General features: G+C 30.1%; 14 protein-coding genes. 9 read left to right on the top strand and 5 right to left on the bottom strand.

Features of this window, described 5'->3' with window-relative positions; genetic code table 11:
* Positions 1 to 15 precede the first annotated feature (15 nt).
* Together KQS_RS05380 and can are read left to right on the top strand one after the other, a co-directional pair.
* Complete coding sequence (locus KQS_RS05380; protein WP_014388182.1) at positions 16 to 699, top strand: carbonic anhydrase family protein; 684 nt, start codon at positions 16 to 18, stop codon at positions 697 to 699.
* Between the two features lie 2 nt (positions 700 to 701).
* Positions 702 to 1,337: a carbonate dehydratase gene (gene can / locus KQS_RS05375; RefSeq protein ID WP_014388181.1), complete on the top strand. Its 636-nt coding sequence runs from the start codon at positions 702 to 704 to the stop codon at positions 1,335 to 1,337.
* Here can and KQS_RS05370 read toward each other — a convergent pair.
* Complete coding sequence (locus KQS_RS05370) at positions 1,334 to 2,527, bottom strand: LETM1-related biofilm-associated protein (RefSeq protein ID WP_014388180.1); 1,194 nt, start codon at positions 2,525 to 2,527, stop codon at positions 1,334 to 1,336. The two genes, can and KQS_RS05370, sit on opposite strands and share 4 nt — an antisense overlap.
* A 1-nt stretch (position 2,528) precedes the next feature.
* Entirely contained in the window at positions 2,529 to 3,545 is a 1,017-nt protein-coding gene (locus KQS_RS05365) for a DUF3810 domain-containing protein (protein WP_242400778.1), read from the bottom strand.
* Between the two features lie 157 nt (positions 3,546 to 3,702).
* On the opposite strand from KQS_RS05365, the gene KQS_RS05360 reads away from it, so the two are divergent.
* The 7 genes from KQS_RS05360 (at position 3,703) to KQS_RS05330 (ending at position 12,311) form a co-directional block, all read left to right on the top strand.
* A complete protein-coding gene (locus tag KQS_RS05360) occupies positions 3,703 to 5,163 on the top strand; it encodes an aminoacyl-histidine dipeptidase (RefSeq protein WP_014388178.1) in 1,461 nt (486 codons plus the stop codon).
* A 234-nt stretch (positions 5,164 to 5,397) separates the two neighbouring features.
* Positions 5,398 to 5,967 carry a hypothetical protein gene (locus KQS_RS13960; protein ID WP_014388115.1) on the top strand — a complete coding sequence of 190 codons (570 nt, stop codon included), beginning with the start codon at positions 5,398 to 5,400 and terminating at the stop codon, positions 5,965 to 5,967.
* Positions 5,968 to 6,143: 176 nt separating this feature from the next.
* On the top strand, positions 6,144 to 7,913 hold the full coding sequence (locus KQS_RS05350) for a DUF4209 domain-containing protein (protein ID WP_014388177.1): 1,770 nt from the start codon (positions 6,144 to 6,146) through the stop codon (positions 7,911 to 7,913).
* A gap of 183 nt (positions 7,914 to 8,096) precedes the next feature.
* Complete coding sequence (locus KQS_RS05345) at positions 8,097 to 9,149, top strand: ligand-binding sensor domain-containing protein (protein ID WP_014388176.1); 1,053 nt, start codon at positions 8,097 to 8,099, stop codon at positions 9,147 to 9,149.
* A gap of 140 nt (positions 9,150 to 9,289) precedes the next feature.
* On the top strand, positions 9,290 to 10,042 hold the full coding sequence (locus KQS_RS05340) for a phosphatase PAP2 family protein (RefSeq protein ID WP_041252008.1): 753 nt from the start codon (positions 9,290 to 9,292) through the stop codon (positions 10,040 to 10,042).
* Positions 10,043 to 10,133: 91 nt separating this feature from the next.
* The gene (prfA, locus tag KQS_RS05335) at positions 10,134 to 11,207 is read left to right on the top strand and encodes a peptide chain release factor 1 (RefSeq protein ID WP_014388174.1); all 1,074 of its coding nucleotides are present in this window, start codon (positions 10,134 to 10,136) and stop codon (positions 11,205 to 11,207) included.
* A 171-nt stretch (positions 11,208 to 11,378) separates the two neighbouring features.
* Positions 11,379 to 12,311: a LysR substrate-binding domain-containing protein gene (locus KQS_RS05330; RefSeq protein ID WP_014388173.1), complete on the top strand. Its 933-nt coding sequence runs from the start codon at positions 11,379 to 11,381 to the stop codon at positions 12,309 to 12,311.
* A 61-nt stretch (positions 12,312 to 12,372) separates the two neighbouring features.
* Here KQS_RS05330 and KQS_RS05325 read toward each other — a convergent pair whose 3' ends face one another.
* From KQS_RS05325 to KQS_RS05315, 3 genes are all read right to left on the bottom strand, one after another.
* Positions 12,373 to 13,086, bottom strand: a complete 714-nt coding sequence (locus KQS_RS05325; protein WP_014388172.1) for a LytR/AlgR family response regulator transcription factor — start codon at positions 13,084 to 13,086, stop codon at positions 12,373 to 12,375.
* Positions 13,076 to 13,918: a sensor histidine kinase gene (locus tag KQS_RS05320; RefSeq protein ID WP_162141185.1), complete on the bottom strand. Its 843-nt coding sequence runs from the start codon at positions 13,916 to 13,918 to the stop codon at positions 13,076 to 13,078. The genes KQS_RS05325 and KQS_RS05320 overlap by 11 nt, the downstream gene beginning before the upstream one ends.
* A 624-nt stretch (positions 13,919 to 14,542) precedes the next feature.
* Positions 14,543 to 15,163, bottom strand: a complete 621-nt coding sequence (locus KQS_RS05315) for an L-threonylcarbamoyladenylate synthase (protein WP_014388170.1) — start codon at positions 15,161 to 15,163, stop codon at positions 14,543 to 14,545.
* Positions 15,164 to 15,197: the final 34 nt, after the last annotated feature.

Here is a 15,197-nt window from a genome sequence, read left to right as displayed (position 1 = left end):
TTTATATTTACTAATATGAAAACACTAAACAAAGAATTACAGTCCTCAATAACACCTAGAAAAGCTTTAGATTTACTAAAAGAAGGCAATAATCGTTTCATAAATAATCTAAAAGCTCATAGAGATTTATTGGAGCAAGTCAACGATACTAGAGACGGACAGTGGCCCTTTGCAACAATATTAAGTTGTATCGATAGTAGAACTTCTGCTGAATTAATTTTCGATCAAGGTTTAGGAGATATATTTTCTGTAAGAATAGCGGGAAACATAGTAAATACAGATATTTTAGGCAGTATGGAATTTGCCTGTAAAGTGGCAGGTTCTAAACTAATTGTAGTGTTAGGTCACACAAAATGTGGTGCTATAAAGGGTGCTTGTGATCATGTAGAAATGGGTAATTTAACAGAACTTCTATCAAAAATACAACCCGCGGTTTATCAAGAAAAAACAACCCTAGAGAATAGAAATGCTTCTAATTCAACTTTTGTTGAAAATGTAGCTGAAATAAATGTAAAACGAAATGTTAAAAACATCATCGAAAGAAGTTTTGTCTTAGAACAGTTAATAGAGAGTGGACAGATTGGAATTGTAGGTGCCATTCACAATATTGATACTGGACAAGTAAACTTTTATGATGATGTAACTTTTATTAACGATGAAGAAAATAAAAACTTCTCGCTTAAAAATTTAAATTATTAAAAATGACCGAATTTTATAAAAAAATATTAGAAAATAACAAAAAATGGGTGGAAGATCAATTGCAAGTTGATCCTGATTTTTTTAACGATTTAGCTAAAGGTCAAAATCCTCCTTTGCTTTGGATTGGTTGTTCCGACAGTCGAGTACCACCAAATGAAATTACAGGCACCAAAGCTGGTGAAGTTTTTATTCACAGAAATATTGCCAACTTAGTGGTTCATACCGATATGAATATGCTCTCCGTTTTAGACTATGCAGTAAATGTGTTAAAAGTATCGCATGTTATAGTTTGCGGACATTATGGATGTGGTGGTGTTAAAGCGGCTATGGGAAATTCATCTGTAGGTATTATCGACAACTGGTTACGAAATATTAAAGATACTTACCGATTTTATCAAAATGAATTAGATGCCATTACAAATGAAGAAGATCGTTTTAATAAATTGGTGGAAATAAACGTGAAAGAACAAGTATTTAACTTAGCTAAAACATCAATTGTACAAAATGCTTGGGCTAATGGACAAAATTTGCATTTACATGGATGGGTTTATGGTTTAAACTCAGGATATGTAACTGATTTAGGTGTAAATTTTAGTTCAAATGAAGAATTAAAAGGAGTCTTTAAATTAGATATTTAATCTTCTAAATTTTCATTAAAAGCAGAAGGTAACAATTGAGGTATAAACTTAATTAATAGGGGCAATAACAAGCCTCCACCTGGAAGTAAAAAAATAGTTAATGAAGGCACCGATTTACAAATGTCTAAGAGCTGTTTTTTTACTTTCTTTTTTTCTTCAGTACTCAATTCTGAAGTAGTAGATTTACTTAATAATTTTACCAACTCTTTACTTTCAGACAATTCCTTAACCAACCGTTTTTTATTTCTAAAAATCAATTTTGAAATAGTATCTTGTGCATTCGTATATAAATGCTTCACTGGGTGTTTTGAATTAAAATAAGGAATATTTATTCGATATTTTTCAATAAACTTATCTATTTCTAAACCAGTATTTTGAATACTTTTATTTAATTTTAAAATTGAAATTATTTCAGTTGTAAATTCTATTTCAAAATCAGTTTTTACTCCATCACTCCACAAGGCCATCTCTGTAATATCAAGCAAATATAATTTTTGCAATTCATCTAAGTCTTCCTGCGCTAAATGAAGCAAAAATTGATCGTCTACTTCATTAGATAATTTTGAATACCGCAATGAATTTTCAAATAATTTCAAAAGCAATTCATCGTATTCTGTTCTATTTGATTTTATATGTAAAGCTAAAGTTATTAATGACATGCATTTTTGCTCTACATTCTTAAAAAATTTCAAATCAATTATTCCGTTTCTCAAATAAAAATCAAAGGCTAAAACATCTACAAATAACATGGCATTGGTAACCAAATGCGTGAAATTTTTAGAAACAATATTAATATTGGTTTGAATACGTTCGTTGATTAATGCCTCTAATTTTTGTGCAGAAGTACTTTCTGGAAGTAATTTATTAATGAAACTAAATTTGGCTTTTGAAATGGAGTTGTAAAATGCCAATACCTCTTCAACAAACAAATTACAATCGCTATTTTTATTTCTCAATCGAAACATTGAATACAAAGTAGTAAAAAAAGCTACTTTGGTTTTTTCTTCTTCATCCCATTGAGCATCATTAATTTTTGAATCTAAATGATAACTTACTACATAACCATAAATCAATCCACTTCTTTGGCATGCTTGATAAAATGCAAAATCAGTTTCGTAATCTGTAATCGATTCTGAATACTGATTGTTAAATTTTTCAATCCAACCAAATGTAGAAGGGTTAATTTCCATTTTAAATTACCTGCTTTTTTAAATTATAATTAAGCAAAAGCCCAACAAACTTACTGTAACTTTCCATTCCATCTTTTTGTTGATTCAACTTTAAAAAGTGGTCGTAAAAATACTCAAAAAAATCATTGATTGGAGTTTGATGTTGTTGCCAAAATCTTTTACTTTCTTTAAAATTCTGTAAAACACCTTTGTTGATTAACGATTTAAACGACAGACTACTTCCCTCTTTCATCATTTCTAAATTATACAAACAATAATTTAGAGCAAAACTGTAGGCCGAATATTGAAAGTACAAATCGTCGTGCGAAATAGCCGCCATAAATCCAATAAAATTACATTCACTTTCTGAAGCAATACCCATTTGATGCCCCATTTCATGTGAAATCGTTAAAGGTGAAGTATATTTTGGTTTTCGATCATTGACCTGAGCTTCATTGGTAAACGGGTTTAAATATCCTCCAAATCCCATATAACTCAATGGTAAACTCAATAAAGACGATTTTATACTCGAATTAGAATACTTAAAATCAGGAAAACGAGTAGTTAATTTATTATATCCTTTTGGAGCTAAGGCATACATTTCTGCTTCAGAATAGGCATAAAAAACGGCTTTTGTGGTATCCTTCTCAATTTGTTTTTGCAAGGCATTGGTTTTAACCACTAACTGATGTGTGAGTTGAAGCAATTGCTGGTAACTGTATTCTTTATCAATTTGTAATTTTTCATGCAACGGTGTTCGGTAATAATTGAATCCCCACAAAACATGAAACAAAAAATACAACACCGACAAAAAACGAAGTATGGTTAATCCGTTGGCTTTCCAATTTGTAAAAAAACCTTGTCTCGATTTCCAAATCCATTTTAAGATAAAAAATATCAGAAGAAAATAAAGCAAATCCCCAACAGAAAAAGGAATCCATCCCAGTAAAAATCGAAAACTTCTTGAAAGTACAGGATACAAACCCCTACTGTAATAGTTTTCAATAAAACCTGGAAAGAAAGCGAGAATCTTTACCAATAGAATTTGAAACAATAAAAAAACGGGCAAAAAATACTTCCTTTTCACGAAACAATTTTAAAAATGTAAATATAATTAGAAATTCATTTAGTAAAGAAATTAAACTTTGTAACTTTGGCAATCAAATACAACAATCACCAAATAAAATAGACTAAATATGAGTCAAGAAGTTAGAAATTTAGAACCCAAAGCACTTTGGAATAAATTTGCCGATTTAAATGCCGTACCTCGCCCTTCAAAAAAAGAAGAACGTGTTATTGCTTTTATGTTAGAATTTGGTCAAAAATTAGGATTAGAAACCCTAAAAGACGAAGTAGGCAACGTAATCATTAAAAAACCAGCAACAGCTGGAATGGAAAATCGTAAAACCATCGTTATGCAATCGCATTTAGATATGGTACACCAAAAAAATAACGATACCGTTTTTGATTTTGATACACAAGGGATTGAAATGTACGTGGATGGTGACTGGGTTCGTGCAAAAGGTACAACTCTAGGGGCTGACAACGGTTTAGGTGTAGCTACAATTATGGCCATTTTAGAAAGTAACGATATTCCTCACCCGGCCATTGAAGCCTTATTCACAATCGATGAAGAAACTGGAATGACTGGCGCTATGGGTTTAAAAGGAGGGTTATTAGAAGGTCAAATTCTTTTAAATCTAGATACTGAAGAAGACGATGAAATTGATATCGGTTGTGCCGGTGGTGTAGACGTTACTGCGGTTGCCGAATACGACGAAGAAGCCGTTGCAGATAATTCATTAGGATATAAAATCACGGTAAAAGGCTTAAACGGTGGTCATAGTGGAATGGACATCGACAAAGGTTTAGGAAATGCAAATAAAATCATGAACCGTTTGTTATTTAATGCTTATGAAGATTTTGGTTTACAAATAAGTACAATTAACGGAGGTAGTTTACGAAATGCTATTCCAAGAGAAAGCGTGGCACATGTTGCCGTTGCTGAAATGTATGATGCCGCTTTTAATGTAGACTTACAACAAACGATTGAAGAAATCAAAAAAGAGTTCGCTACAACCGAGCAAAACTTACAAATCATCATTGAAAAAGCAGACTTACCAGCAAAGGTAATGCCAGCTGCAGCGCAATTTTTCTTAACTCGTGCTTTATACACTGCGCACAATGGTGTGTATAGAATGAGTGCCGATTTTGATAATTTAGTAGAAACATCAAACAACATTGCCAAAGTAACTGTTGGAGGTGGCAACGTTCGCATTGAAAACTTAACCCGTTCTTCAGTGGAAACGTCTAAATTTGATTTAGCCAATGCTTTGCGTGCGGCTTATGAATTAATGGGTTGCGAAGTAACCTTCTCAGGAAGTTACCCAGGTTGGACACCAAATCCTAAATCAGAAATTTTAGATGTATTAACTTCGTTATACGAAAAACAAAACGGAAGCAAAGCCCATGTAGTAGCTTGCCATGCCGGATTAGAATGTGGGATTTTAGGAACCAATTACCCAGGAATGGACATGATTTCATTTGGACCTACCATCAAAGGAGCCCACAGTCCAGACGAAAGAGCTAGTATTTCTTCTGCTCAAAAATATTGGAAATTTGTATTGGAAATATTGAAGAACATTCCAGTAAAATAATAAAAATTAAATTCATTAGAAAGCCTGTTTCATTTTTGGAGCAGGCTTTTTTTATGAAACTAATTTAAGTTAGAAAAAAATTACAAAAAATAATTATCTTGTAGTAAAAAGTGGTATATTTGAAACTAAGAAACTTTCGCAAATAATGCTTAGTATAAATAAAAGTTGCTAGAGAGTTTCGCATATACACTAGTTGTGCGTCATTTTAGCCGAGCGAAACGTAAATAAACAAAAATGGAATTTCTCGAAAAATATCAAATCGAAATATATTTGGACGAAACTTATAGAAGCGGTTCGACTGACAACTTAAATACATACAATTTTGAATATTTTAATGAAACTGAAAATCAATTAACTACTCAAATTGGAATTAAATTATATGAAAACGGGAATATCAAATATAGCGCGATAGTCGGTTCAGATTGTGGAGCAACAACAGTTAACAAGAATTCAACAATAATTGAAGAAAATAGAATTTTAATTTGCTGTTCAAATACAATTTTTTGTTTGTCAAAACCAGAGTTAAAACTATTATGGAAAACGGTAGCAGATGAAATAACTTGCTTTGAAATTTTTAAGAAAGAAGATTTCTATATAGTTCACGGAGAAATAGAAATCACGAAATTAAATAATGAGGGTGAAATTCTTTGGCAAAAAAGTGGCGCAGATATATTTACAAATATGAACGAAAAAGACAACTTGGAAATTACCGAAAAATATATAATTGCTAAAGATTGGGAAAATCGAATCTATAAATTTGATTATGATGGTAATGAATTTACAGATATGCAACAATTTAAATAAAAAAACGTCGCACAACAGGCGTTTGGCAAGATTGCGAATTTTGTAGTAAATTCACGTTTACATTTCGCAAGAAATTTTATTTTTGATAGAAAATATTCGGTTCCGAAGTCCGCAACCTCGCCAAGCGCCGGAACGTTAGCTACAAGTTTATTGAAACTCACTATAAATTAAATTCTATGAATGATATACCAAATGAAATTACTGATTTTTATAATTCATTAGAAAACTTACAATCTTTAAATATTTGGAACATTCAAAAAGAATTAAAAAATTCTGAAAGAATAGAAAATTGGGATGATAAAGTAATAATTGAACGAAAGGTTCTCTCCTTTAACTTAAATAATGGACAACTTCTTTCAAACTCACAAATAACAGATTTAAATGGAAAAATAATTAACAATATTCATTTTTCTGAAATTGAAATTATATATCTAAAAAATCGCCTAAATACAACTTTAAACTTTTGGCTAAAATCAAGATATTCACATATTTTATGGCAAATTACAAAACATAAGGAGTTTGCAGAAAAAGCTATTGACAATTATATTGAAACTATTAAGACTATAAAAGCAAATGAAGTCAGAGAATTGTCAATTCTAGTATCTGCAATATTTTATATATCCAGAAAATCAAAAATAAAAATTGATGAATCTAAAGAATTAGCATCTGAACTAATTAATGAATTGCCTTATTGGTTAAAAGGTATAATCGTAAATGAAATACTTACTCAAAACTATTTTACAAAAAACGAGCTAGTTAACATTTCAGAAAAAATAATTAATTGGATAGAATTAGACAATCCAAATTCTCATTTCACCAATAAAAATAATTTAGAAATAGCTGTAAAACTTTTTGATAAAATACAAAAACCAAAAGAACCTATATATAAACTTCTAGCTAAAAATGAAGATTTGATATTAAATCAACATCCAAATGATGAGGATTTTGTAAAAATAACAACTATTGGAAATAAAGCTAGTTATTTAAAAAAAGCTAAGGATAAAAAAAACCTTGAAATTGTACTTAAAGAATATAATAGGTTAAAACAAAAGGTAAAATTAAAAAAAATCAGTATTCCTTTAGATGACAAAGGAACAAAGCTCTTTAATGATTATTTAAAAATCAAATCTGAAAGTATTTTAAAACTTCCAAACGAATCAATACTAGCATATTTTTCCGTTAATGAAGACATATTAGTAGATCCAATTCATAATACTAAAATAGCTGAAGATTCAATAAAAAAGTCTGTTTATCATTTATTTTCAACTACAACTTTTGATATAAACTCAAATCACAAAAATCTGAATGATAAGGAAAAATTAGAAAAACAAAAAATAGACAATTACATCATATCTCACAATATCCATTGTTATTCGTTATTCCTAAAAGTATTTGTTAATGGCGTAATTTGTGGAAAAATAAATTACTATAAAATCTATGAGTATCTAGAAGAGCATACTTGGTTTGGCGAAAAATTCAAAAGAAGTATTTCAACTGATCTTGATGATGATTCTACATGGTTATCAATGTTAGCTCCAGGAATTCATAATTTATTTTCGCAATTTGAATTATCAATATTAATGAATACAAATAAAATTAACAATTTTATACTTGCAATTGATTCGCTAACTTTAAAATTTGAGGGAGCATTGAGAGATTTTATAAGATTATCAGGAGGAAATACCACAAAGGATAATCAAGGAGAGTTAAAAGAACAACTTCTTGATGAACTGTTAGATAATCCAAAAATTAAAGAATATTTTTCTGTCAAAGACATTGAATTATTCAAAAATACATTTACAAACAAGGGAAGGAATATAAGAAATAATGTAGCACATTCGTTTATGGTGTTTTCGGATTACAATCTCCAAATTGCTCTCTTAATATTTTTCTGTATTTTACGTCTTAGCAAATATAAATTCAATGTAAAAAAAGCCTGCAGCTAATAAAGAACTTTGCTTAAAAACAAATAAAAAATGATTTAATTTTACTTTTAACCACAACGTTCGACTTTACGTTGGAAAATCTTATCTTAGCAGACAGTACGCAGTTCGCTGGAATCGCTACAGTCGGATAGCAACGAAACGCTGTACTTCACATTAGAGAAACCCAAAATAAAAAAAGTAAAATTGATTTACCTAATCTTCATATTGATCTTGAACTTTTCTTGTGCTGAAAAGAAATCAACAGAAAAAGCAATTAATCAACCTGAATTGGTAACCACTTCAAAAACCGATACCTTAAAATTTACTTCTGGAATTCGTGCTATTTTTCAAGACAGTAAAGGCAATTATTGGTTTGGCAGTCATAATGAAGGCGTAAGTTTTTATAATGGAAAATCATTTGAATACTTTACAGTAAATGAAGGTTTATCAGACAATCAAATCCGTTCAATCCAAGAAGACAAGAATGGGAAAATTTGGTTTGGAACAGCAAGAGGTGTCAGTGTGTATGACAAAGGAAAGTTTACTAATTATCCGTATATGAATAACAACCCATTATTTGATTGGAATAAAACCAATGGAGATTTATGGTTTAATGCGGGTGCGGAAGACGGAATAAATCGTTTTGATGGAATAAATATGAACTATTTGATTTTCCCAAAACCCCAAAATAAAAATGCTGATACTGCTGACAATACGTTCGGTGTTACGGGTATCTCAAAAGATAAAGACGGTAAAGTTTGGATTGCGACTTATGCAGCACTATTTAGCTATGATGGTAAAATGTTAAATATCTTTGATAAAGGAAAATTAAACCTAAAAGATAATGAGCGTCTGCATATAAGAAGTGTATTAGCAGATTCAAAAGGGCGAATTTGGATAGGAAATAATGGAATTGGTGTTTTACTTATGGAAGGTACTTCAACAATTAATTTTTCTGAAAAGCATCACTTAATTCATCCAACAAGTAAAAGAAATGGAAATAAGTCAGAACCAGGCACATTGGAACATCCTTTTGCTATTGAAGAAGATTCAGAAGGCAATATATGGTTTGGAGATTTATATACAGGAGCTTGGAAATATGACGGTAAAACTTTGACAAACTATTCAATTAGTGAAAAACTATCTAACCCAATGATTTGGACTATTTATAAAGACAACAAAAACAATTTACTTTTTGGAATAGCAGACGGTAATATATTTAAGTTTAACGGAAAGACATTTGAAAAGCAATTTTAGAGAGGTTTGTTTTTGAAAAACCATGCCACCAATTACTACTTTCAAAAGAAAAATAAGTTTCTTTTTTATTTCAATAATAAATTTACTTGATGCTAAAACTAATTTCTCTTACTTTTACATTTGTAAAATAATTTATTTTCATGTCTAAAAATAGCATTTTCTTACTTGCATTTTTCATGTGTTTTCAACTACATTCTCAAATACTTGAAAGAGATTCTATTGCTCCTAAAAATGTAAAAAATAAATTCAAAATCGCCCCTTTAATTATTCCAACAGCTTTGATTAGTTATGGAATAATTGGTTTGGAAAGTCACACCGTTCAAGACATCAATAGCTCAACTAAAACTGAATTAAAAGAACATATTGATAATAAATTTACAATTGATGACTTTTCTCAATACAGTCCTTTTGTATCTGTATATGCATTAAACGCTTTGGGTATTCAAGGCAAAAATTCATTTAAAGACCGAACAATAGTGTTGGGAACCGCTTATTTAATTATGGGAATAACAGTCAACGCCATTAAACATACTAGTCATGAATTAAGACCCGATGGGAGTTCCTATAATTCGTTTCCTTCGGGACATACGGCAACTGCTTTTATGGGCGCTGAATTTTTATACCAGGAATACAAGGAAAATTCAATTTGGTATGGAATTACGGGTTATGCTGTGGCTACAGGTACTGGTTTTTTTAGAATGTACAACGACCGACATTGGTTTAGCGATATTGCTACCGGAGCAGGAATTGGAATTTTAAGTACAAAAATTGCTTATTGGCTTCAACCGCATATTAAAAATTTACTTTTTAAAAAAGAATCCAATCTAAATGGAAGTATACTCCCTTATTTCAATGGAAAAGACTACGGCTTTGGAGCGCAAATCACATTTTAGCGCACATCTTTTCTAATACCAAAAGAAGGCAAATTTCCCTCTTGAAAAAATAAACAAAATAACTTATCTTTGCACTCCAAAATAAAATCTTATGTTAGAGAGATTACAATATGTAAAACAACGTTTTGATGAAGTATCGGATTTGATTATTCAACCCGATGTTATTGCTGATCAAAAACGTTATGTACAATTAAATAAAGAATACAAAGACTTAAAAGCCTTAGTTGAAAAACGTGAGGAGTATATTAATGTTGTTGGAAACATCCAAGAAGCCAAAGAAATCATTGAAGATGGTTCGGATGCTGAAATGGTTGAAATGGCTAAAATGCAATTGAGTGAAGCACAAGAACGTTTACCACAATTGGAAGATGAAATCAAATTTATGTTGATTCCTAAAGATCCAGAAGATGCTAAAAACGTTATGGTGGAAATCCGTGCTGGTACTGGTGGTGATGAAGCGTCATTATTTGCTGGAGATTTATACAAAATGTATACACGTTATTGCGAATCAAGAGGTTGGAGAACTTCGGTTGTTGACGTAAATGATGGAACTGCAGGTGGTTACAAAGAGGTAATTTTTGAAGTAACAGGTGAAGATGTTTATGGCACTTTAAAATTTGAAGCTGGTGTTCATCGTGTGCAACGTGTACCTCAAACGGAAACACAAGGACGTGTACATACTTCGGCAGCAACGGTGATGGTTTTACCTGAAGCGGAAGAGTTTGACGTTCAAATCGACATGAATGATGTGCGTATTGACTTCTTCTGTTCGTCAGGACCTGGAGGTCAGTCGGTAAATACAACAAAATCGGCTGTACGTATGACGCACATTCCAACTGGTTTAGTCGCGCAATGTCAGGATGAGAAATCGCAACATAAAAACAAAGACAAAGCCTTAACCGTTTTACGTTCACGTTTATATGAAATGGAATTAGCGAAAAAGCAAGAAGAAGATGCTAAAAAACGTAATTCGCAAGTAAGTTCAGGGGATCGTTCAGCAAAAATTAGAACGTATAACTTCCCACAAGGACGTGTAACCGATCACCGAATTGGAATGGATATTTTTGATATGGATGGTGTAATGAATGGTAAAATCCAAAAATTCATTGACGAATTACAATTAGTGGCTAATACAGAAAAATTAAAAGAAAGTGAAGTGTATTAATCTAGTACACAATTACTTCTTAATAAAATTACATAGAAATAGAGCCTCGAGAAATCGGGGCTTTTTTTATTGGTACTCAATTTAAAATCGATTCATTTTTAATTGTTTTTTAACACTTAAGTATAGATTATAAGAATACTTTTCAATATCTTTATCAAAAAAACTGATACCATGACGATTACGCAATTAATTTATGTTTTAGCCGTAGCGGAGCACAAGAATTTCACTTTAGCAGCAGAAAAATGTTTTGTAACACAACCGACCTTGAGTATGCAGATTCAGAAATTGGAAGAACAATTGGAAATTCAAATTTTCGATCGTTCTAAAAAGCCAATTGGATTAACCGATGTAGGTGAAAAAATTGTGGTACAAGCCAAAAACATTGTTAATGAAGCCAATCGTATCAAAGACATTGTAGACCAACAAAAAGGATTCATTGGAGGCGATTTCAAAATTGGTATTATTCCAACGATTATGCCTACTTTACTTCCTATGTTTTTGAATAATTTCATAAAGAAATATCCAAAAGTAAATGTAATTATTGAAGAGTTAACGACCAATGAAATCATCAATAAACTAAAAAATGGTCATTTGGACTGTGCCATTGCTGCCACTCCTTTAGATGAAGAAAAATTGAAGGAAATTGTATTGTATTACGAACCATTTGTAGCCTATGTACCGGAAAGCAGTCAGAATATTGGTAAAAAAGAAATTGAAGTCAGCGATTTAGATGTGGAAAAAATATTGTTATTACAAGACGGACATTGTTTTAGAAATAGCATTTTGAATTTATGTAAAGCATCACAATTAAACAAAGACCATCATTTTCATTTAGAAAGTGGCAGTTTTGAAACCCTTATCAAATTGAGTGATGAAGGTTTAGGTACCACACTTCTACCCTATTTACATACGATGGATTTGAATGAAAAAAGTAAGTCTAAACTAAAACCATTTGTTGATCCAAAACCCGCACGTGAAGTCAGTTTAATTTTCCCTAAAAATGAATTAAAAATTCACATCATTGAAGCTCTTAGAACTACAATTCAGGGGGTTGTGAGAGGTGCCATTGCATTTAGTAATGTAGAAATTATTAGCCCGAAATAGATTAAAGATTAAACATATAAGTCATATAAGTGAAATAAAAACTTATATGACTTATATGGTTTCAAAACCATTCTTTAAAATCTTTAAACCTTGCTCGACTAATTTTAGCATCATTTAGTTGTAATTCATATTTTAATTCAATAGTATCTTTATTTACCAAAGCAATAAATTCCTTATTGACAATCTTACTTCTATTGATTCTAAAAAACAGCTTTGAATTAAGCATTGTTTCAAGCTTTTCAAGTGATTTTGAAATTGGGTATTTTCGGCCTTCTTTAGTCATCAAATAAGTTGTATTAGTTTCACTAAAAAAACAAACAATATCTTCACACGACACTTTTTTTATTTTCCCACCAAAACTCACCAAAAAACTGGATTCAAAAGTAGAAGTATCCTTTATATCATTTTGAAAAATTAAAGCCATTTCATTTAAATTGACTATTGCATTTTTAAGATGTTCTGTATGTATTGGTTTCAATAAATAGGCTAATCCTTTTACTTCAAATGCTTTTATTGCATAAGTATCATATGCTGTAGTAAAAATAAGTTTTGAATTTGTTTTTACTACATTAAAAATTTCAAATGCTTCTCCGTCTGATAATCGAATATCAGAGAAAATAAAATCGGGATGAGAATTAGTATTTAACCATTCAATACTTTTTTTAACCGACTGAATTTGATTTAAAACTGTAATATTTTCTGCTTCTAACAATCGTTTCAATCGTTCCGAAGCAGGTATTTCATCTTCAATTATTAATGCCGTTTTAAGCTTCATAAGTTAAAATAGGTAAATGAATTTCAAAATATTTATCCGTCTGAATTACAATCACTTCTTTTTGTGTTAAGAGAAAATACCTCTTTTTAATATTATTTAGTCCAGCGTGATTTGATTGAACATTATCTTTAATGTGTTTGTTATTTTTTATTACCAAATAATCATTTTGAACTTTAATTTCTAGATGAACAGAATGTTGATCATCAATAATATTATGTTTAAACACATTATCAATAACTTCTTGTAATGAATGATTCAAAATATAGCCATGTAAACCATCTGAAAGTGATATTGTATAATTTAAATTTTCATGAAACTTGGCTTTGTTAACATTTAAATAATGTGAAATAAATTCAATTTCTTTTTCCAACGCAATAAAATCTTCTTTGTTTACTTCTAGGTAATACCTGTAAACAGAAGATAAATGATGGCCAAAATCAATTGCTTTTTTGGGGTTTTCTTCAATAAAACCTATCAAAGTATTCAAATTATTAAACAAAAAATGTGGATTGATTTGATTTTTTAAGTTTAAATATTCTTGAGAAACGATAAGTTTTTCAATATTTAATTTTCGATTATCATGAATAAGTTTATAAAAATAAAAAATACCTAAAACTAGAAAGAAAAAGAAAAAATTAAAAAAAATTGAACTAATGATTCTTGTATGTATAAAGTCCGTTTTTAGAAACGTTACAAAAAATAAAACAAAAGAAATAAAAAAAACTAAAATGATATTAATCGTAAATTTCAATTTTATTTTTTCAAAAGCTACTACTAGAACATGAACAATTAAAGTCCAACAAAACATGTTAAAAAAATCTTTTAGTATCATTTCCAAATAGGTTTCACTATTGAAAACCTTGTAAATATCTTTAACCGATAAAAACTGAATTAGTGCTAAAAAAAGAAATGATAAACTAAACAATAGTACATTAGTTTTTAAAGAATAATAAAACTGAAAAGTCAATTCTTTCTTAAACCATAATTCACTTATTAACAAATAAATCAATAAAATAAAACAACTAAAAAGTGATTGATAAACATTTATTTGAAAACTATTCAAATCATAATCTTTTAGAAATGTATCAAATAAAAATATCATATAAAAAAATGAAAAAATAAATGTTGATATAAAATTCAAAAGTAGAATACCTACTATGGACTTCCATTTAATTTTAATTCTCGCTTCTAATTTTGGAAGTTGAAAAATTAAATTAAAGGAAATAATGGACATCAATAATCCAATATACAGGTAGGCTTTAAAATTTATTTTGGAATACGATTCAATTTGAACTAAATCGAAAATTAAAAAAACTAAACAAGGAATTAACCAATAACCAAAAAATGACTTCAACTTTGCATTCATACAAATAGATTTAAAATTCAAGTCAAAAGTCATATTTTATAGAGGCGAAAAAAAAATTAATAGAGTGAATGGTTGATTTTTGATTGTGAATTAAAAAATATCCACATCTCCCTTCCCTTCTCTAACCACAACTGGTTCATAACCCGTTAAATCGATAATCGTTGAAGGAACATTTTCACCATAGCCCCCATCAATCACTAAATCGACTTTATTTTGCCATTTTTCGAAGATTAATTCTGGGTCGGTTGAATACTCAATCACCTCATCTTCATCGTGAATGGAAGAGGAAACAATTGGATTCCCAAGTACTTCTACTATTTGTCGGGCTATATTATTATCTGGCACACGAATACCCACCGTTTTTTTCTTACGGAATTCTTTAGGCAAATCATTATTTCCAGGAAGAATAAACGTGTATGGACCAGGTAAAGCTCGCTTTAAAATTTTAAATGTCGACGTATCAATTTGTCGCACGTAATCTGATAAATTACTTAAACTGGAACAAACAAAAGAAAAATTCGCTTTTTCTAATTTGATATCTTTTAATTTAGCCAATCGTTCTAAAGCACGAGAATTGGTAATATCACAACCAATGCCATAAACCGTATCGGTAGGATAAATAACTAAACCTCCGTTACGCAATACCTCAACTACTTTTTTTATAGCCGCTTCACTGGGTTTGTCTTCGTATATTTTTATAAATTCAGCCATAGTTAAATTTTCTCTAATTTAAAATCTTTCTTGT

Origin of the sequence: Flavobacterium indicum GPTSA100-9 = DSM 17447 (assembly GCF_000455605.1) — a bacterium.
Lineage (GTDB): Bacteria > Bacteroidota > Bacteroidia > Flavobacteriales > Flavobacteriaceae > Flavobacterium > Flavobacterium indicum.
This window is presented reverse-complemented; position numbering and strand designations above follow the sequence as displayed.

What these genes read in the sequence shown, in the direction of transcription:
- KQS_RS05380 (WP_014388182.1), top strand. Translation starts at nt 16, where the DNA reads ATGAAAACACTAAACAAAGAATTACAGTCCTCAATAACACCTAGAAAA.
- can (WP_014388181.1), top strand. Translation starts at nt 702, where the DNA reads ATGACCGAATTTTATAAAAAAATATTAGAAAATAACAAAAAATGGGTG.
- KQS_RS05370 (WP_014388180.1), bottom strand. Translation starts at nt 2,527, where the DNA reads ATGGAAATTAACCCTTCTACATTTGGTTGGATTGAAAAATTTAACAAT.
- KQS_RS05360 (WP_014388178.1), top strand. Translation starts at nt 3,703, where the DNA reads ATGAGTCAAGAAGTTAGAAATTTAGAACCCAAAGCACTTTGGAATAAA.
- KQS_RS13960 (WP_014388115.1), top strand. Translation starts at nt 5,398, where the DNA reads ATGGAATTTCTCGAAAAATATCAAATCGAAATATATTTGGACGAAACT.
- KQS_RS05350 (WP_014388177.1), top strand. Translation starts at nt 6,144, where the DNA reads ATGAATGATATACCAAATGAAATTACTGATTTTTATAATTCATTAGAA.
- KQS_RS05340 (WP_041252008.1), top strand. Translation starts at nt 9,290, where the DNA reads ATGTCTAAAAATAGCATTTTCTTACTTGCATTTTTCATGTGTTTTCAA.
- prfA (WP_014388174.1), top strand. Translation starts at nt 10,134, where the DNA reads ATGTTAGAGAGATTACAATATGTAAAACAACGTTTTGATGAAGTATCG.
- KQS_RS05330 (WP_014388173.1), top strand. Translation starts at nt 11,379, where the DNA reads ATGACGATTACGCAATTAATTTATGTTTTAGCCGTAGCGGAGCACAAG.
- KQS_RS05325 (WP_014388172.1), bottom strand. Translation starts at nt 13,086, where the DNA reads ATGAAGCTTAAAACGGCATTAATAATTGAAGATGAAATACCTGCTTCG.
- KQS_RS05320 (WP_162141185.1), bottom strand. Translation starts at nt 13,918, where the DNA reads ATGATACTAAAAGATTTTTTTAACATGTTTTGTTGGACTTTAATTGTT.
- KQS_RS05315 (WP_014388170.1), bottom strand. Translation starts at nt 15,163, where the DNA reads ATGGCTGAATTTATAAAAATATACGAAGACAAACCCAGTGAAGCGGCT.